The sequence below is a fragment of the Arcticibacter sp. genome (assembly GCF_045629565.1).
Lineage (GTDB): Bacteria > Bacteroidota > Bacteroidia > Sphingobacteriales > Sphingobacteriaceae > Arcticibacter.
Window position 1 is genome coordinate 164402 of the sequence record NZ_JAZQRL010000028.1, and the last position, 19021, is coordinate 183422.

The 19021-nt window shown below is 41.7% G+C and carries 15 protein-coding genes; 5 read left to right on the forward strand and 10 right to left on the reverse strand.

Annotation, left to right across the window (positions count from 1 at the left end; genetic code table 11):
• Nucleotides 1–56: 56 nt before the first annotated feature.
• On the reverse strand, nt 57–1442 hold the full coding sequence (locus ACKI5J_RS03720; RefSeq protein ID WP_407426635.1) for a LutB/LldF family L-lactate oxidation iron-sulfur protein: 1386 nt from the start codon (nt 1440–1442) through the stop codon (nt 57–59).
• 14 nt (nt 1443–1456) lie between these two features.
• Complete coding sequence (locus ACKI5J_RS03725) at nt 1457–3220, reverse strand: M61 family metallopeptidase (RefSeq protein WP_407426637.1); 1764 nt, start codon at nt 3218–3220, stop codon at nt 1457–1459.
• A gap of 209 nt (nt 3221–3429) precedes the next feature.
• Between ACKI5J_RS03725 and ACKI5J_RS03730 the strand changes: the two genes are divergently transcribed.
• The 5 genes from ACKI5J_RS03730 (at nt 3430) to ACKI5J_RS03750 (ending at nt 10247) form a co-directional block, all read left to right on the forward strand.
• Nucleotides 3430–4500, forward strand: coding sequence for an efflux RND transporter periplasmic adaptor subunit (locus ACKI5J_RS03730; protein ID WP_407426639.1), 1071 nt, complete (start codon nt 3430–3432; stop codon nt 4498–4500).
• A 12-nt stretch (nt 4501–4512) separates the two neighbouring features.
• The gene (locus ACKI5J_RS03735) at nt 4513–7629 is read left to right on the forward strand and encodes an efflux RND transporter permease subunit (protein WP_407426641.1); all 3117 of its coding nucleotides are present in this window, start codon (nt 4513–4515) and stop codon (nt 7627–7629) included.
• Complete coding sequence (locus tag ACKI5J_RS03740) at nt 7629–8933, forward strand: TolC family protein (RefSeq protein ID WP_407426643.1); 1305 nt, start codon at nt 7629–7631, stop codon at nt 8931–8933. The genes ACKI5J_RS03735 and ACKI5J_RS03740 overlap by 1 nt, the downstream gene beginning before the upstream one ends.
• Before the next feature lie 66 nt (nt 8934–8999).
• Nucleotides 9000–9389: a response regulator gene (locus ACKI5J_RS03745; protein ID WP_407426645.1), complete on the forward strand. Its 390-nt coding sequence runs from the start codon at nt 9000–9002 to the stop codon at nt 9387–9389.
• Between the two features lie 3 nt (nt 9390–9392).
• Nucleotides 9393–10247, forward strand: coding sequence for an N-acetylglucosamine kinase (locus ACKI5J_RS03750; RefSeq protein WP_407426647.1), 855 nt, complete (start codon nt 9393–9395; stop codon nt 10245–10247).
• Between the two features lie 16 nt (nt 10248–10263).
• Here the strand turns inward: ACKI5J_RS03750 and ACKI5J_RS03755 are convergent, their stop codons facing one another.
• The 8 genes from ACKI5J_RS03755 to ACKI5J_RS03790 all read right to left on the reverse strand — a co-directional run bounded on the left by ACKI5J_RS03755 (nt 10264) and on the right by ACKI5J_RS03790 (nt 18948).
• The gene (locus ACKI5J_RS03755) at nt 10264–11823 is read right to left on the reverse strand and encodes a hypothetical protein (RefSeq protein WP_407426649.1); all 1560 of its coding nucleotides are present in this window, start codon (nt 11821–11823) and stop codon (nt 10264–10266) included.
• A gap of 10 nt (nt 11824–11833) precedes the next feature.
• The gene (locus ACKI5J_RS03760) at nt 11834–13012 is read right to left on the reverse strand and encodes an MraY family glycosyltransferase (protein WP_407426651.1); all 1179 of its coding nucleotides are present in this window, start codon (nt 13010–13012) and stop codon (nt 11834–11836) included.
• 211 nt (nt 13013–13223) lie between these two features.
• A complete protein-coding gene (locus tag ACKI5J_RS03765; protein ID WP_407426653.1) occupies nt 13224–14255 on the reverse strand; it encodes a hypothetical protein in 1032 nt (343 codons plus the stop codon).
• A 2-nt stretch (nt 14256–14257) separates the two neighbouring features.
• Complete coding sequence (locus ACKI5J_RS03770; protein ID WP_407426655.1) at nt 14258–15397, reverse strand: NAD-dependent epimerase/dehydratase family protein; 1140 nt, start codon at nt 15395–15397, stop codon at nt 14258–14260.
• Entirely contained in the window at nt 15387–15986 is a 600-nt protein-coding gene (locus ACKI5J_RS03775) for an acetyltransferase (protein ID WP_407426657.1), read from the reverse strand. The genes ACKI5J_RS03770 and ACKI5J_RS03775 overlap by 11 nt, the downstream gene beginning before the upstream one ends.
• Nucleotides 15983–16792, reverse strand: coding sequence for a glycosyltransferase family 2 protein (locus ACKI5J_RS03780; RefSeq protein ID WP_407426659.1), 810 nt, complete (start codon nt 16790–16792; stop codon nt 15983–15985). Before ACKI5J_RS03780 ends, ACKI5J_RS03775 begins: the two co-directional genes overlap by 4 nt.
• 3 nt (nt 16793–16795) lie before the next feature.
• Nucleotides 16796–17899: a glycosyltransferase gene (locus ACKI5J_RS03785; protein ID WP_407426661.1), complete on the reverse strand. Its 1104-nt coding sequence runs from the start codon at nt 17897–17899 to the stop codon at nt 16796–16798.
• Complete coding sequence (locus ACKI5J_RS03790; protein WP_407426663.1) at nt 17896–18948, reverse strand: EpsG family protein; 1053 nt, start codon at nt 18946–18948, stop codon at nt 17896–17898. The genes ACKI5J_RS03785 and ACKI5J_RS03790 overlap by 4 nt, the downstream gene beginning before the upstream one ends.
• Nucleotides 18949–19021 lie beyond the last annotated feature (73 nt).

A 19021-nucleotide genomic window follows, 5' to 3' on the forward strand; every position in this document is an offset into this window, starting at 1 on the left:
TATGCGGCAAAACTACAACTCTTACAGATAAGATTGTGAAAATCTGTTAATTTATGTTAATCCAAATTCCGCTTTCCTTGTTTCCACTGCTTACTGAAAGATTTTGGCGCTACATCCGGAAGCTCCCGATGCTTTCCCCAAGTCTTTTTAAAGAACGTTTTGAGCATCAGATTCTTAATTTTCCCACCCACTGCATCCACCCAGCTTCTCTTAAGCATCGCTTTCTGCCAACCTTTCCAACCAATCTCTTCTACCTTCGGGGCCATGCCCTGGGCAACAGAATCTCTCCTGTTAAGAAGCAGCATCTTGTGAATATCAATCTTAACCGGACACACCTCCGTACACTTCCCGCATAAACTGGACGCGTAGCTTAAATGTTTAAAATCCTCCATGCCATCCAGGTGTGGCGTAATCACGGACCCTATCGGGCCGCTATAAGTTGTTTCATAGGCATGGCCCCCTACGTTTTTGTAGATGGGACAGGCATTCAGACAAGCACCGCAACGAATGCAGTACAAACCCTGCCGCTGTTCCTTCTGAGCCAGAAGATTAGTTCGCCCGTTGTCCAGTAATACAACATACATTTCTTCCGGCCCGTCTGTTTCGCCTTCCTGGCGTGGCCCGCTGAAAATGCTATTATAAACAGTAAGATTTTGACCTGTTCCATGCGTCGAAAGCAGGGGCCAGTATAGATCCAGGTCACTTAAAGAAGGGATCAGCTTTTCAATACCAACAATGGCAATATGAATCTTTGGGAAAGTTGTGGTTAGTCGTGCGTTACCCTCGTTCTCCGTCAGTGCAATACTCCCTGTGTCGGCAATCAGGAAATTAGCTCCCGTTATTCCTACATCTGCCGTAGTATACTTTTCTCTCAAAAGCTCCCTGGCCTTTGCTGTCAACTGCTCCGGAGTGGCATCTGCAGGAGTACCAAACCGCTCATGAAAAAGCTTCGCGATATCCTCCTTGCTCAAATGCATAGCAGGAGTTACTATATGATAGGGCTTCTGTCCAAGCAGCTGTACTATATATTCACCAAGATCACTTTCAAGCGACTCGATATTATTTTTTTCAAGAAAGTCATTGAGATGGATTTCCTCAGTCGTCATCGACTTCGACTTAATCACCGAGCGGGCATTCGCTCGTCTAATGATCTGGAGTATTTCCGACTGAGCTTCGTCCACATCGTTTGCCCATATCACCTTACCGCCCCTCTTGAGAAAATTGGCCTCAAATTCAGGAAGAAGTTTATCCAGGTTCTCCATTACCTTCCACTTGATGACATGAGCCTTCTTCTTAGACTGCTCTAAATTTGCCAGCCTTGACAGACCTCTGTTAACAGCTGTGTTATATCTGCCGATATTAAAATTAATAACCCGTCGATGGTCCAGGTCGAATGCCTTTTCCCCCGAGGTCTCTTGAAACTGCTCAGCAAATTTTGTCATAAGTGATATTTGTGTTACAAATTAAGCCATTTTTTTCTTACCGCGAATTGTTGGGTAGACGCATCTTTAGCTGCCTCAATACGGAACTTACCTTTATTTTCCTTTTTTAGTGTCACAGACAAGATCCTCACCAAACCATCTCTCGATAACAAGACATCAACCTTATCGCCCACCCTCTTGTTTGCAATTAGTCGTTCAATTCCTGTCTGATCGCTTATACGATTACCATTAATCGCAATAATCTCATCGTTTACACTAATACCATCCGTCCAGGCAGTACCGGCACGAGTCACACTAAGCACAGAAAGCTTACCATCTTTGCTCGACGCAGTAAGTCCCAGCGAAGGCGTATTCAATCCCGCATACTCATCAACAAGTACCAAACCTGCATGATCTAAATGTACCTGAAACTTAATTGGAGCAGCCTTATACACGTATTCATTATAGAAATTATCCAAAGAGATACCTCCCACCTTCTCAGCCATTGTTTTGAACTCGCCACTGGTAAAGCCGCGATTTTGCTTCAGAAAATATTCATCGTACATCGCTTTCAATACATCATCCAACCCTTTTGTGCCCTTGGTTGCATTAATTATCTCCAGATCCAGAATCATACCCAAGACTGCACCCTTGTTATAATAAGATATACCGGTATTCTTGGAATTCTCATTCGGGCGATAATACTTAATCCACGCGTCAAAGCTAGATTCGGCTACAGGTTGTATTCCCGCGCCGGGTTGATTAGACACCGTTTCGATATCGCTGGACAGGACATTAAGATAAGCTTCCGGACTATAAATCCCGGTTCTGCGCAAAATCAGATTATCGTAATAAGCAGTAAATCCTTCCGAAATCCACAGATCCGTAGTATAATTTTCTTTGCTATAATCAAATGGGCCCAGCGCTGCAGGACGTAAACGCTTGACGTTCCACAAATGGAAGTATTCATGCGCAACCAGGCTCAGGAAACCCTTATATCCCTTTTCCGTGTTATAGGCATCGCGTGATGCACCCAATACCGTAGAGTTCAGATGCTCCAGGCCCCCACCGCCTGATTGGAAATTATGAACTATAAATACATAACGCTTGTTCGGCATGTCCCGAAATATAGACATCTGCGACTCAACAATTTTGGCCATATCCACAGACAACTTAGCTTTGTCATAGTTGCCGCCGCCATACATCGCAACCTCATGTTTGATTCCAGCAGCTGTAAATTCAAAAATATCCTGGTTGCCTACTTCAATCGGAGAATCAAATAAAACATCGAAGTCAGACGCGTAGTACGTAAATGGCTTGCCTTTAACCGGCTCCAATCCCGTTGACACTTTCGTCCATCCCTGATGAGGACGAACTGTTACTATCGACGGGAGCTGCAACATGCCATCCACATACATAAAAACTCCGGTGGGTGATAAAAAGGCATGAGAAGCATCAACGAAGCTCGTCCTGACGGATACCTCGAAGGCATATACTTTATAAGTTACTTCAATCCTCTGGTTTCCTGCCGTTGCGATTCTCCATGTATTCTTGTCTATCTTTTTATAGGAAGCTGTGTTCTGCCCAATACCCTTAACATCAAACTGCTCGATATTTTTTGAAAACTCCCGTATTAGATAAGATCCCGGAGCCCAAACAGGCATCTTCACATCGATAGAATCCGAAGCGACTCCGGATATGTTCATTTTAACATCAACATAATGAGCGTTAGGTTCAGAAAATGACACTTCAAAGGAGATTTCCGTCTTCGCTTCAGCATTGTTTACAGAAAGCAGCATACAAAAAAGTAGAATTGTGGAGGAAAAAATTAGCTTATTCATATTCGAATACAAAAGTAGTCATTTACATCATACACTTAACGGTCGATAAATTAGTAAAATCCTTGATACACCTCAATAATTAAACCTTTTTCACATCAAATTTCTGTAATTTGTGTTAAAAACAAAGATTACTTTCGCTCTTCTCGCCCCTACTGCTTAATAAAAATATGAAATTAAAATACCTGTTCTACGCACTACTAATCGGAGGGCTTGCTGCGCTCGTTATCTATCGAATTACTACCAATAAAGAAAGTCAAAATCAAGGTCCCGGAAAAGGAGGAGCTGTTTCTCAAAGACCAGCAACCGTGAACGGGATAGAAGTAAGGCCTTCTGAGTTTTCCAACTCTCTTTCTATAACCGGTTCAATCGATGCGAACGAGAAAGTAGACATTCGGAGCGAAGTTCCAGGAGTGGTGAGATCCATCTCCTTCAGGGAGGGCGCGAGAGTGCAGAAAGGCCAGATACTCCTCAAGATTGACGACTCAGAGCTCCGCGCCCAGTTATCCCAGGCCCTTACCAGAGAAAACCTCGCCGCGGGAACAGAAAACCGTGCCAGACAACTTCTGGAAAAAGAGGCAATCAGCCAGGAAGAATTTGACATAGCGCTTGCCGACCTCAGATCCTTAAAGGCTCAAACGCAGCTAATCAGAGCTCAACTGGGAAAAACCACTGTAAAAGCTCCCTTTGGCGGCACCATCGGATTAAGATCAATTTCTGAGGGTGAATATGTTACCCCCACCACGATCGTCGCTACCCTCGTGAATACTAATCCGGTGAAGATAACTTTCTCCGTTCCGGAGAAATATTCCAACCAGATAAAAAACAATTCAAAAATTGCTTTTACGCTCTCTGGAAGCAATAAAAAGTACGCTGCTACAGTTTATGCTATTGAACCCCAGGTAGAGGCTGCAACGCGCACCCTGCAGCTAAGAGCAAGGGCAGCAAACGATGACGGTCTGCTTATTCCGGGATCATTTGCAAACATTACACTGCCTCTGAATACGATAGATGACGCTTTACTTATACCGAGTGAAGCAATTATACCTATCCAGAATGGAAAGAAAGTATTCGTTTCTTCGAATGGGAAGGCAAAAGAAGTGATGGTGGAGACATCCTCCAGAACAGAAAAGGAGGTTCTTATAACCTCCGGACTAAAGGCCGGTGATACCGTTTTAACCACTGGCATCATGACATTGAAAGAAGGAAGTCCTGTAAAAGTGAGAACAGCAAAGAAGTAACAAAGGATAAGGATGAGTTTATCAACGACCAGTATTAAAAGACCAGTATTTACCATTGTAATCAATCTGGTATTGATCCTGTTCGGGATCATCGGATACACCTTTTTAGGAATCCGGGAGTTCCCGTCAATTGACCCCGCAATTATATCCGTAAGAACGAGCTATTCCGGTGCCAACCCCGATATTATAGAATCGCAAATTACCGAACCTATCGAAAAGGCAATCAACTCGATCGATGGTATCCGTACAATTACCTCTTCCAGTAATCAAGGGTCAAGTAACATATCAATCGAATTCAATCTTGATAAGAATCTTGAAGAAGCGGCTAACGACGTAAGAGATAAGGTATCCCAGGCATCCAGAAGCTTGCCTCAGGATATTGATGCCCCTCCTGTTGTATCGAAAGCAGATGCCGATTCTGAACCTATCATCACCATGACGGCGCAAAGCAGCAAGCGCGATCAGCTTGCGTTAAGTGACTATGCAGAAAATGTAATTTCTCAACGCATACAGACCATTCCTGGGGTAAGTAGTGTTCAGATCTGGGGACAAAAGCGCTATGCCATGCGACTGTGGATAGACCCCATGAAACTTGCTTCATTCGGACTTACCGTGGCTGACGTAAGAACCGCGTTAACCCGGGAAAACGTAGAACTGCCTTCAGGTAAGCTCACCGGAGATAATACCGAAATCGGTGTTAAAACCCTGGGAAACCTGTCCAATCCCGAGCAATTCAATAACCTGATCATAAAGACAAACGGCGATAAAATCATCCGCCTGAGCGATATTGGAAGTGCTGTTCTGGGCCCTGAAAATCCCGAAACGGAGATGACTCAATCCGGAGAACCCATGGTCGGCCTGGCAGTCATCCCTCAACCGGGAACCAACTATCTGGAAATTGCCAATGCTTTTTATGAAAGATTTGAACAGCTTAAAAATGAACTTCCTGAAGATATCAAGCTCGACATAGCCGTAGACAATACACTCTTTATTAAGAAATCAGTAATCGAGGTAGCCGAAACCATTCTCATCGCCCTGGTCTTGGTAATCCTGATCATCTATCTGTTCTTCAGAGACTGGAGCATTGCCATCCGGCCACTCATAGATATTCCCGTATCCCTTATCGCTACCTTCTTCATCATGTACCTGATGGGGTTCTCCGTTAACGTCCTTACTCTTTTAGCGATTGTTTTAGCCACAGGACTGGTAGTGGATGACGGGATTGTAGTAACAGAGAACATCTTTAAAAAGGTGGAAGAAGGGATGTCCCCTATAGAGGCGGCGATCAAGGGCTCTAACGAAATTTTCATGGCGGTGGTTTCCATCTCCATCACCCTGGCAGCAGTATTCCTACCCGTTATTTTCATGGAAGGTTTCGTCGGACGACTGTTTCGCGAGTTCGGTGTGGTCATCGGCGCAGCAGTACTGATATCGGCCTTTGTATCCCTTACGCTTACACCGATGCTAAATGCTTACCTCATGAAAGGAGGCAAGCAGAAAAAATCGCGGTTCTATAATCTGACTGAACCCTACTTTGTGAAGATGAACACCGGATACGCAAACGCCTTGTCTTCCTTCATGAAAAGGAAGTGGCTGAGCTTTCCCATACTTCTTGTGTGCGTAGGGCTGATTGCATTATTCTATGCCATCATTCAAAAAGAGACAGCACCCTATGACGATAGGAGCTATTTAAGAACCGTAGTAAGTGCTCCCGAGGGCGCGTCCTTTGATTATATGGACCGCTACATGAAAGAACTTACCCAGCTGGTCAATGATTCCATACCAGAGAAGAAAGTGAACCTGGTGATGACCTCTCCCGGCTTCGGTTCTTCATCAATCAATAGCGGAAGAATGATCATCAACCTGGTGCAGCCCGATGAAAGAGAGCGGAGCCAGCAAGAAATAGCGCAAAAGCTTACCCAACTTACGAAGAACTTCAGCGAAGGTAAGACCATGATTACCGAGCAGCCAACCATCTCCGTAAATAAACGAGGGGGGCTTCCCATTCAATATATCATCCAGGCCCCTAACTTTGCACAACTGGAAGAAAAAGTTCCGCAGTTTCTCGATATGGCATCCCAGGACCCTACATTTACCACAACAGACGTCAATCTCAAATTTAACAAGCCCGAAATCAGCATCACTATAGACAGGGAGAAAGCACAGAGCTTAGGTGTATCAGTCCTCGACGTTGCACAAACCTTGCAGTTATCCCTCAGCGGACAACGATTTGCATACTTCCTGATGAACGGCAGACAATATCAGGTCATCGGACAGTTCGAGAAAGCAGATCGTGAAGCACCGATAGATCTGACATCCATCTATGTAAAGAGCAATACCGGACAACTTATCCAGATGGATAACCTGGTAACGTTAAAAGAACTTAGCAGTCCCCCTCAGCTATATCACCATAACCGGTATTTATCTGCGACAATCTCGGCGGGCTTAGCTCCCGGGAAGAGCATTGGAGACGGGATTGAAGCCATGGACAGAATCAAGGAAAAAATCCTGGATGATAGCTTCTCTACAGACCTCGGAGGCGAATCACGCGACTTTGTAGAAAGCGGATCCAATACCGTATTTGCCTTCGGACTGGCACTGCTGCTGATCTATCTCATCCTCGCTGCGCAGTTCGAAAGCTTTGTTGACCCACTTATCATTATATTAACTGTTCCGATGGCTGTTGCCGGAGCCCTTCTCTCCCTATGGTTATGCGGGCAAACCTGGAATATCTTCAGTCAGATCGGCACCATCATGTTGATTGGGCTCGTCACCAAGAACGGAATCCTGATTGTCGAGTTCGCCAACCATCTCCGACAGGAGGGTAGGACGAAAATAGAAGCTATTCTGGAAGCATCAGAAGCAAGGCTCAGACCTATTCTGATGACGAGTCTCGCTATCGCACTTGGAGCTTTACCGATTGCTATGGCAATGGGTGCAGCGGCAAAGAGCCGTATGGGAATGGGAATAGTAATCGTCGGGGGTACCATATTTTCATTGGCCCTGACACTATTCGTCATTCCGGCAATCTACGCCATGTGGTCCCGAGACAGAAGATCCAATAAACAACTGGAAGAGATCGATGCACTGGAAAAGAAAGAAGCAGTCGAGCTTAATTACGAGCACTAATGAAATCTAAACTTATTTACATTCTTAGCCTGATCTTTAGTATCGGAAACATTCAGGCTCAGGAGGTTTTAACCCTCGAAAGCGCAATCCGAACCTCACTGGAAAATAATTACAATATCAGGATCACCAGAAACCAGTCAGAAATTGATCGCAACAACGTGAGCCTCGCTAACGCCGGGATACTACCGGTCGTTGGTGCAGATTTGGTCAATAACAGATCTATACAAGAAACCCGTCAAACACAGGCAGACGGTTCGGTACGAGAAGTAAAAGACGCCCGGAACTCCAACCTCAATTACGGTATAGGCCTGGACTGGACAATCTTCGACGGGTTTGCCATGTTTGCCAACTACGACAGGTTGAAAGAACTTCAAAAACTTGGAGAGACGAATATGAAGGCGACTATCCTGAACACCGTATCGGACGTGGTCAATAACTACTATTACCTTATCCGCCTTCAGAAAGAAACAGACGCGACGGATACGGCGGTAGCCATATCCAGGCTCCGCTTGAACACCGCTGAAAACCGATACAAGATTGGAAAAGCGGCTAAGCTTGAGGTACTTAATGCTACAGTAGACCTAAACACCGACACCACTAACCTTCTGAGACTAAGGGACATGGTAAGAGCACGCAAAATAATTCTGAATGAACTTCTTGCCCGAGATGTCAACACGGAGTTCGCTATTCGTGATTCAATCGTAACTGATCCATCGCTTAAGTTCGATCAGCTGCTCAACTTAAGCTCGCAACAGAATCCAGTCATTCAAACCGCTTTTATCAACGAAAGGATCGCCCGACTGAATCTCAAGCAGGTCAAAGCAACCCGCTACCCAACGTTAGGCGTAAACACAGGCTATAATTTCACACGATCACATTCAGAGCTCGGTTTTGCGCGCGACGCAAAGGGACAAGGCTTCACGTATGGACTAACTGCCTCTGTCAACATCTTCAACGGCTTTCTCCAGAAAAGAAACGAAAAAAACGCCCAGATAGAGATTGAAAACGCTCAGCTGGACTATGCCAGACTAAAGCAAAACATAACCGCGCAGCTATCCTCCGCATATCAAACCTACCTAACCAATTTACAGCTCGTCGACTTAGAAAAGAGCAATCAAAACGTGGCGAAGCAAAACATGGATATCACGCTGGCAAAGTTTCGCTTAGGAAGCGTTACCCCAGTGGAATTCAGAGAGGCCCAAAGAAACTACCTGGAAGCATCTGTGCGGTTCACAGACTCTGAGTATCAGGCTAAACAGGCCGAGATAGCACTAAAAGAGCTAGCCGGAAATTTAACATTTTAATAAAATAATTGAAACTTTTTCCTCCAAATTTCGTAAATCTCTCATATCTCTCACAGCAATACGGTTATGGACAACTTCAAGTATAAATCGGTATTATTAATCGATGACAGCTATGTCGACAATTTGATTAACTCGAAGATTATAGAAAGCCTCCACTTTGCTGATGAAGTTAAGATCATTAACAGTCCGTTCGAAGCAATAAACTATCTTAAAGACGCAGCCCAAACCGGCGAGCTCCCCGACATCATTTTCCTGGATATCCGCATGCCGGCCATGAATGGCTTTGAATTCATGAACAAGCTGGAGCCAATCAAGCACCTGCTGCCTTCCAACTTAAAGATATATATGTTATCTTCGTCTCTTGACCCAAGCGACCTAAGAAAAGTAAAAGAAAACAATCTTGTCACTAATTTCATAGGTAAACCACTTACAGCTCGGGCATTGGAAGAGATATAAGATATGATTTTAGTTGCTGATAGCGGATCTTCAAAAACAGATTGGATACTTTCAATGGATGCTCAAAACACCATTGAATTCAGTACAAAAGGCATAAACCCATACTTCAATAACGACAAAGAAATCAGCAGGCTCGTAGCCTATGAGCCTGAAGTGAAAAAGTATGCCGATCAAATTACAGAGGTGTACTTTTTCGGCGAAGGCTGCTCAAACCCGGACAAGCGTGAAATGGTATCTAATGGCCTTTCCAACGTATTTAAGAATGCTTTTATTAACGTAGAAAATGATGCGATCGGCTCTGCCTATGCAACTTGTGGCAGCACCAAAGGCTTTACTTGCGTCTTAGGTTCAGGTTCCAATATCGCTTTCTTTGATGGCGAACAGGTCCACTACGGTGTTCATAGTCTTGGCTTTGTTCTTGGAAATGAAGGTTCAGGAGCATATTTTGGCAAAGAGTTGATTACATCCTTTCTGTATGAAACAATGCCCAGAGGCCTGCGCAAAGCGTTCAAAGACGAGTTTAAGGTCGACAAAGAAGTCGTGATAAAGAACGTCTACCAGCGCCCCTTGCCAAACATCTATCTTTCTTCTTTTGTGCCTTTTATGGACAAGTACCGCTCAGACGAGTTCATAGAAGAGCTTCTTTTGAAGGGACTGGAGCAATTCGTTGTTACTCACATTGTTCCCTATCCTGATTACCGCAAATACCCCTGCCATTTTGTTGGCTCCGTAGCCTGGCATTTTCGGGACGTATTGCAGGTTGTTTGTGATAAGCACCACGTGAAAGTCGGTAAGATACTCCAGAGACCTATAGGTGAGCTTTTGAAATATATTCAACAAGAGGGAGTGAAAGCTTAAACTACGCCCGGCATTTTTAAAAATCCTGATATTTATTTCGGAAGGATGCCTTTAATCCAAACGTGACAAACTGCTGTTTATCATTAATCTGATCATTGCTTTCTTTTCTATAGGTATAACCTAGCTCTAATCTTAAGTTATTTTTAGGATTAAGTAAATACGCCAGATTCGTATTCGCATAGAACAACTTGGTCTTCAAGCCATGACCAATTTCTACACCGTAATCATCAATACGTGTTGTATAGTCCAGGTATATATTCTTACCGTAGTTCAAATCATTTATATCAAGGCCATAAGTAGATACATTGGTTTGTACCTTAGCTTGCCAGCGATTATATCTATAATTGAAAATAGCAAGATACTCCCTGAAATTTGCGCCAAAAGGATGCGCTAAAGGCTCATTGAAATGTCCATAGTTCTTTATACGCTGACTGGCAGAATAGGTATAAGGTCGAGCCGCATTATACTCAACAGTCGCATTCAAGTTTGAAACCTTAAACAGATCAAACGCCCGTAGCCCTATTTGCGCGCCATGCTTGTTTGCCCAGTAGCCGTCTCCAGCGAATACCTCTTTTAAGGTAAACTCGTTTATGGCAATCTGCCCGTAAGCAACGTAGTTCTTACTTAGCTTATAGCTACCATTTAGCCCAAGCAAAAGCTTGTCAGGAGAGCCATTATTATACTGAGTGGGCAACAGGAAAAGCAAAGGAACGGCGTAGCTTAGTTCAGCACCACGAGGTGCCCACATGACATTCTCGAACAGTCCCAAACTTAACTTATCATTCACATTCCAGTCTAAGTAGTGAAACACTCCGTACTTCCTGTCATAAGGAGTCTCATCATCGAAAGGGATATCATACATATCCTGGAACTGTGCCCACATAGCGGTGTATTGAACACGGCCGAGAGTACCTGTAACTTTAAGATACGGATAGTTAAAGGCATAATCAGATAGAAGCAAAGAACGGTAGCCATTACCTATAAAGTTCTTTCCGTAACCCAGTTGAACATTGATATATTTCGAAGGCGTGTAAGAAAGATTAGCAGTTGAATTCGAGTAATCAAACCCGTCATCCCCATATAGTTTCGCATGCCCTTGTCCAGGAACAACTTTGGTTCTTCTCACATACGCATCATAATACTGAGAATATACCCCCTGGTTTTCACTAACTGTCGCATTAAACGAAAACTTCGATCCCACACGACCGCTGACCCCAAGCTCACGAGTATTGTTCCAGATAGTGCATCCACCTTGCTTTCCAACCCACATATCCGGTAAGAAGTCAAAATTGACCTCAAACTCATCGGTTTTTACTTCAACAAGGTGTTCCGTGAAGATCTTTCGAAAGATCCAACTCTTACTATGCCAGGCACTAACTGGAAATTTCCTGATTGTAAGAGAATCCACCCGAGTGCCTCGCATGACGATCGGCTGCATTGCTGTATGGACGGACTTATCATTCAACCGGTAAAGACTGGTGTCAGGATTGGTGTTTGATAACGGAAGAAGTGTAGACTGTGCCAATCCGACCTTTACAGATAGACAAAGTACTAAAATGGAGATAAATCTGAACATCAATGTACGCTTAGTTTTTCGACACTTTTTCAAGTATCTTTTCAGCAAATGTCTTGCTGTCTTCAATATTAGCTATCAATGGCGATTGGATAGATTCATCAAACTGGGGAGACTCATCCAGAAGCTCCTCTTTCAAACCTATTTTTCTACTAAAAAGGTAAATTGAAAGTGCTGTATTAAGCAGGATAATCATGAATATCAAAATTCCTACCAATTGGTTACTCCCAACACTCTGAAAAACCAACGCTGTAGCAATGAATAGTACAGCCACCAGAGAAAGAACTGCCGTCGCTTGCATATGGGTTAGACCCAACGCCAACATTCTATGATGCAAATGATTTCTGTCGGCTTTGAAAGGGGATTGATTATTCACGATGCGGATAGCAAAAACTCTAAGCGTATCAAAGAGCGGCAAGATGACGATAGCCATAGCTAGGGCAGGTCCGGATGTTATTGACGTAAAACCAAGATTTATTATGCCGTCAGAAGACGTATTTATGAACTGGATACTCAAGACAGCACCTAAAAAACCTACCATAAGAGAGCCGCAATCACCCATAAAAATCCGCGCTGGGGAAATATTATGGATAAGAAATCCAGTTAACGATCCGGCCAATGCAAGACAGACGTATGTCCACCCAAGCTCTCCAGCTACATAAAAAAGATATGCGTAAACCAGTGAAAAAACCAGCCCTAACGTTCCAGATAAACCATCAATTCCATCTATTAAATTGTATGCGTTTACTACCCCAACGATGGTTAAAACACTTAGCGATATACTGAATGGATAACTTAATTCATAAACTCCCATGAAGCCACTTAAATCCATGATTCTGACATCAGCCATGATCGTAATTATGAAAGCTGCAGTGAATTGCGCAATAAATTTCTTCATCGGATCGACTCCTATGATATCATCTTTCAGACCTATCATAAAAATGACGATTCCTCCACTCAATAGATAATTTGCTACTTTGAGAGTTGATAGGTCGATGAAAATTGCCAGGGAAAAAAGGAAACCCGAAAATATGGCAAGTCCTCCAAGATTTGGAACTATTCTCTTATGAATTTTTCGGTCTTCGGATGGAGCATCAAATAAGCGTTTGCGAATGGCAATTGTTATTAAAGGTCCGATGGATAACACAACAGTTAAAAGGCTTGTGATATATATCAATAAATTTGTCTTCATATCAGCATAGATGTCTAGAGAGGAGTCTGCAATCAATATAGAGCTGTGCGTTTGTTTTTATTTATTGGAATACGCGACTTCATAAACAAATGATACATTTAGCTCCCGTAATTTGTTTTAAACTGAGCGTAAAACTCACTTCAAAATCGTTCATACATATTAAATTCGGATGACAAGGCAGACAAATGTACACATAATACTTCGCTTTATCTTACGCTTGAATAACCTTCGCTTCTGAGGTTTTATGAAGGTCTCCCAAGTTAAATAAGCTAAATATCCATCCTTTGATGCTATACTTAAATAAAATATCCGAAGAGTAAGGTAAAAATGGTTTGTCAAAAAATGCTTCGTCAATCACAGGATTTTCACGGTCTAAGATCAGAACATTATTTTCATTGTAAAAATCATAATTTCTAATATCAGCATTTGTTGTGACCAATTTCCTCTGAGAACCAATAGTCTCGAAAGTTCTCATAGTAAGGCCTAATTGCTGAGGATGGTTAATGTCTAAGATAACTTTTGATTGATGCATTAAATTCGCATTTTCTGAATGGCTTAATGCACGATATGAGATATCACTATACCTCACTTTCCAAAAGCTAATATCACGCAGCTTCTTCACAAGAAAAAGAATCCTACTACTCAAATAAAAATAAGATTTTATAACCAACTGTTTCTTTGTTCTTGCGACAAGTTTTTTAACGAATTCGTACCTGTCACTGTGTGCCGTGCCGATGAATAACAGGTCGTAATTTTGGACGCTACGGGCAAAAGAGTATGGCTTAATAAAGAACAGAGGGCGAAGCTGTAGGCCATACATCCTTGCATCTTCAGGATCAAAAGTATATTTAAGATCAAAAAAAGGTAGCAACTCTTTAGTTTTCTTTTTGTTTCTAAATGAGTCCCACATATATAAAATGTACAGGGCGTCTTTGTAAATGGTTTTTATCTCATTTAAAATAGAGGCGTCCACAGCCTCTGGATTTACAAAAAGAACATAATCAATATGTACGCCCAAATGACGCATTTCCATCAGCACTTCGCTATAGTACCGTACAACCTTCCTAGAGATGACTCTCTTGTCGACCCTAATTAGAGCTTTCGTAAAAAAATCATTAGCCGGTCTTTCGTCGAACCTGAAGACCCTTGCACCCAAATCCTCTAACTCTGTTGTAATATACTTTTCATATTCAAAGAACGAGGGACAGAACAAAAGTATGTTTTTTTCAAAAAGTTCGTTCATACTCATTTGTATAATCCCCGACTTTTCATCTCCTCGATAGAGGTGAAATAATTATCTTCTTCGATTGCTTGCTGGTTTACCCAATCACAAAACTGTCTTATCCCGTCTTCAAATGAGAATGCAGGTTCAAAACCTAAAAGAGACTTTATTTTAGAAATATCCGCATAATTATGTCTTATATCTCCCAACCGATAATTGCCGCTGATATTTATTGGAACATGAATATTATAATTTTCAATAAGTGATTTCGCGACAGTAATAACGTCAGTTGCGACACCTCGCCCAACATTGAAAACTTCACCGTTTGCTGCTTCTTGTTCAATCCCCAGGATTGTGGCGTCAACAACATCATCTATAAAAACAAAGTCCCTACTTTCCTTTCCATCCTCGAAAATATTAATTTGATTCCCATTCTTTATCTGAGTTGAAAATATAGAAAGAATACCAGTATAGGGATTCTTCAATGACTGGCCTGGCCCATAAACATTCTGGTACCGAAAAGCTACTGCGGCTATATCTAAGGTCGGGCATACCGTCATAATCATTTGTTCCTGATTTTGCTTAGTGATTCCATATACCGATGAAGGATGAATTTTCGAATCCTCATCCGTCGCTAGCAATTCTAATACTTCATCGCATCCAGGATACTTCACGTCAAAGTCGCCCAACTTCATGTCATCAGCTTTTCGGTGATTAGGATACACAACGCCAAGCTTTTCACTCCTATACTTGCCTTCTCCATATATAGATCTAGATGATGCTACAACCAGCTTTTTTACCTGATGCCGCTGATTAGCTAAAATATCCAGTAAAATTGCAGTACCATTAACGTTTACGTTTACATACTTTTCTATCTCATACATTGATTGACCTGTACCTGTCTCCGCTGCTAGATGCACAATTATATCTTGCCCTTCAATTGCCCGCTGCCAATCTGCTCGGTTAGTTACTGATCCATGTATAAAACTCACAGAATCAATTATACTTCTAAAAAGCACGGATGTCGACTTTGGATCGTCCCCATGTATTTGCGGCGACAGGCTGTCCAAGACAGTCACGTTATATCCCTTTGCTAACAATTTAAATGATAGTTTGCTTCCAATAAATCCCGCACCTCCTGTAACTAATATATTATGTTTCATTTTTAATAATCTCCCATCTATTTTCTCTAAAATTAAATCTTTTTATTGGCACTGCCGGCGCCCCCACGGCAATCACGTAAGAAGGTAAGTCTTTGGTGACGACTGAATTTGCCCCGACAATTGTTCCTCTTCCAATTGTAACACCTGGGAGCACAGTAACAAATTCGCCTAGCCATACGTTTTCATGTATTACTACCTTTTTAGCAACTAAGTTCCTCTTAACTGGAGGAGTATCTGGATGACTATCGTCGTCTCTTCCAGCATAACTCCCATGAGAACAATCTGAAATATAGATTTTGCTGGCTAAGAGTACATTGTTTCCGATATGGACGTGATGCATTGCAGTTATGTGCACATAATCGTTAATCTGAACGTCACTCCCTATGAACAAACATTTTCTATTCTTAATAGGATACGCTTCAATTCTACACCCTATCCCCGTAGTAAGTCTAGTCCCAAAATCTATACTGCCGCGGTTTCTAATGTCTATAGGAAGCCTAAGTATCCTTGCACTAGGATAAAACAATTTTGTATATACTATAGAAATAAACATTCTAATAGTTCCTATAACTCCGTACCTATGTATCACACTCTTCTGACTTTTACGATAATGACCCGTCTCACAAATTTCGCAAGAGAAAAAAGCCCTGCAATAGAATATTTTGCGAAACTTATATAACTATTTGTATAAGCAAATTTCAAGTTAAGAAGTTCTCCTTTCTCCATTTCACATAAATTCGCGCTTAGTCCACTACTCCCAAAACCCTCTTTCCCATTCCCGTAAATAATGAGTTTTTCATATAGCAGAGCACATTTAAATTTATGGGCTACACGCATAAAATAATTGCCTTCTTCAGCAAATCGTTGTGATTCATTAAAGCTCCCAACCTCCTCGTACACTTTTCTTCTCATAATGACAGTAGAAGGTTGAAAGTAGTTTTTAAAAATAAGATCATTCAATGTGACTACTCTCAAACGCCCTCTCATGCTCTCAATGGGATAAAATGTTGTACCAGCAATGAAGGCAAGAGATGCGTCCTTCTTTAAAATATCAATTTGAACTTGTGTTTTATGCGGTAGCCATTCGTCATCAGAATCCAAAAAAGCAATGAAATTTCCCTGACTCTCCATCATTCCAATATTTCTAGCGCTAGAGACTCCCCCATTTAGTTTTTTTAACAATTTAATTCTAAACTCGGGATGACTTTGCGAAAACTTCTCAACAAGGTAACTGGAGCGATCGGTGCTACCGTCATCTACTACAATTATCTCGAAAACCTTACACGTCTGGTTGGTGATAGAAGCTAATGCTTTTTCTATCGAACATTCCGAGTTATACATAGGGATTACCACCGAAACTAAATAACCATTACTAGACATAAGATATTTTCCCAATTTTTATAGCCTATCAACCGAATCACCTATTTTTAGTGATTTAAACAACTCAACTGATCGCTGAAATGAGTACTTAGACATATATATTTCCCTGGATCTATAATTTACCTTGCTGGCACTAAAGTCGTAATTATTAATAAAGCTAACAAATCCGTCAACTGTATCTGTCATAACTCCCCATCCAGAGCCGTCTAACTCATACCCCTCAAAGGCAACCGAAGTGCCTATGATTGTCTTGCCGAACATTAGCGCCTCTGCAACTTTAGTTTTCATACCTCCACCAACGAATATCGGAGAAATGACTAAGTCTGCTTCATAATAATGATCTTCCAAGGATGGACAATATCCTTCAACTTCTACAGTGTTATGTTGTGTTGTGATAGACATTGCTTCAAATCCCTTTCCTACAATCTTTAAAACAACATTGTTGAGCTTTGGCATAACCTCTTCAACAAACCAGAGGATGCCTTGGACATTGGCGAAAAAATAAGACCCAACAAAAAGCAACTTGCAAACTTTATTGGTTCCAACATTCAGAGCTTTCTCCTCACGAAACTGATCCTTAAATGATGTGGGTAGTTGAAGGTCAGCTAGGCGATTATAAAGTGCATTTAGCTCATTAGAATCTTTAGAGTTCAGAGTAATAATGGCATCTGAATATCTGACTGCATTCTTTTCATTATGCGCGCTCGCGTGCTCACTCAATAAGTGCCAAATTTTATTTGTGGTCTTTCTTAACGATAAAAAATAGAGTGATTCAACATTATGAAAAAAGACCACCACCTTAACCTCGGGCCGGCGTTTCTTGATTACTTCAGCAAGGCGCCCCATCAACGAAGTGTCTATAAAAACATGTGTTATAAGCATGTCATTACGACTAAGTAGCTTGACTATTTCGGCAATATGTTGAGGTGATAACCCCCCTATAAAGCCAAACATATTTTGTATTAAAATACTATACCTCGAATCTGCCTTGGATATTGAGTAAACGGTTACATTGCCACTGCCAAAAATCTCCCTGCACATACTTAAATTTCTCTTAGTAACCGCTGAGCCCCCGCTGGCTTCATCAAAATCTCTGGAAACGAATAAGAGCTTCTCAATCATCTTAAATTTCGGTTTATGGGACTGTCAAATATCGTATTGAAGGGAGTATATAGATCCCAAAAATGCAACAATACGGATGTTAACTTTGAAAGCGAATAAATTGTGATAACTAACCAAATTAAATATTGCATCCACCTACTTTTAGGAAGTAGCACAAGGCTGGGCAATAGGATCAATTCATAAGCATCGTAGTAGGCCGTTGCCCTCTTCATCACGGGAAGGATTGGCGTCAAGATGAGATAAAGCATATTCCCAAAAACAACGATATTAACTAATACATTTGAGTGTGGAAACCTTGCACGTAATTGATTAAGCACCACTACAATTGGCAAAATAATAACTACTCGTCGAGATAAAGCCAAAATATATGATACTTTTGGATCTATTGAACTCCCAGTTGGGTCATCACCCTGGTCGGATAAAACACTGTATATATCAAGTCGCTCTCCAAGCCTCCCCTGAAGTGCAAGAGCTTGTGAAATCATACTTGCTATTGGTAATGACGACAATACGAAGCCCAAAAGAGCTGACGAGGCCAAACCAAAAAGTAAAGTCTTCCGTGAAAATGTAAAGCTATATAAAAAATATGCGGGAAGGAAAATTAGCGCTGTAACGTGAAACAAGCAAGCAATATATACAGTCAAGACAAAAAGCGGTAATTGTCTACTTAATATATACTTAGTACTATATAAAGTAATTGAAATTGCCAATGCTTGTCTGGTAGCAAATACATCCCCAATAAAGAAGCTATAATATAGTAAAAGCGTGATCAGCAAATGAGGCAAAAACCGTGTACTGCAGAAAAACAGAAACTTAAAAATTAGAACTAAAAAGATAAATACGGAGAGAAACAATGTGTAACTTCCAGAAATACCTCTAATGATGTAACTTAGAGCAGTGTAACCTAATTCAAAGTCGCCATTATTAAATTCGTCCCATGTCGCTTTATCGGTGAAAAAATCATGATAGTTTAGCCAATCTGTGCCCGTTTCCCATTTGATGGTACCAAGAATCATGAATAGCAACATAACTAACCCTCCTAAGAGCATTCGTACTCGTTTCTCCAACCTCAATAGATCTAGTAGGCTTAGAAGTGCTAATCCAAAAAATAGTATGAAGTAG

Excerpts from the sequence above, each read along its gene's own strand:
- ACKI5J_RS03720 (WP_407426635.1), bottom strand. The coding sequence starts at position 1,442 with ATGACAAAATTTGCTGAGCAGTTTCAAGAGACCTCGGGGGAAAAGGCA.
- ACKI5J_RS03725 (WP_407426637.1), bottom strand. The coding sequence starts at position 3,220 with ATGCTGCTTTCTGTAAACAATGCTGAAGCGAAGACGGAAATCTCCTTT.
- ACKI5J_RS03730 (WP_407426639.1), top strand. The coding sequence starts at position 3,430 with ATGAAATTAAAATACCTGTTCTACGCACTACTAATCGGAGGGCTTGCT.
- ACKI5J_RS03735 (WP_407426641.1), top strand. The coding sequence starts at position 4,513 with ATGAGTTTATCAACGACCAGTATTAAAAGACCAGTATTTACCATTGTA.
- ACKI5J_RS03740 (WP_407426643.1), top strand. The coding sequence starts at position 7,629 with ATGAAATCTAAACTTATTTACATTCTTAGCCTGATCTTTAGTATCGGA.
- ACKI5J_RS03745 (WP_407426645.1), top strand. The coding sequence starts at position 9,000 with ATGGACAACTTCAAGTATAAATCGGTATTATTAATCGATGACAGCTAT.
- ACKI5J_RS03750 (WP_407426647.1), top strand. The coding sequence starts at position 9,393 with ATGATTTTAGTTGCTGATAGCGGATCTTCAAAAACAGATTGGATACTT.
- ACKI5J_RS03755 (WP_407426649.1), bottom strand. The coding sequence starts at position 11,823 with ATGTTCAGATTTATCTCCATTTTAGTACTTTGTCTATCTGTAAAGGTC.
- ACKI5J_RS03760 (WP_407426651.1), bottom strand. The coding sequence starts at position 13,012 with ATGAAGACAAATTTATTGATATATATCACAAGCCTTTTAACTGTTGTG.
- ACKI5J_RS03765 (WP_407426653.1), bottom strand. The coding sequence starts at position 14,255 with ATGAACGAACTTTTTGAAAAAAACATACTTTTGTTCTGTCCCTCGTTC.
- ACKI5J_RS03770 (WP_407426655.1), bottom strand. The coding sequence starts at position 15,397 with ATGAAACATAATATATTAGTTACAGGAGGTGCGGGATTTATTGGAAGC.
- ACKI5J_RS03785 (WP_407426661.1), bottom strand. The coding sequence starts at position 17,899 with ATGATTGAGAAGCTCTTATTCGTTTCCAGAGATTTTGATGAAGCCAGC.
- ACKI5J_RS03790 (WP_407426663.1), bottom strand. The coding sequence starts at position 18,948 with ATGCTCTTAGGAGGGTTAGTTATGTTGCTATTCATGATTCTTGGTACC.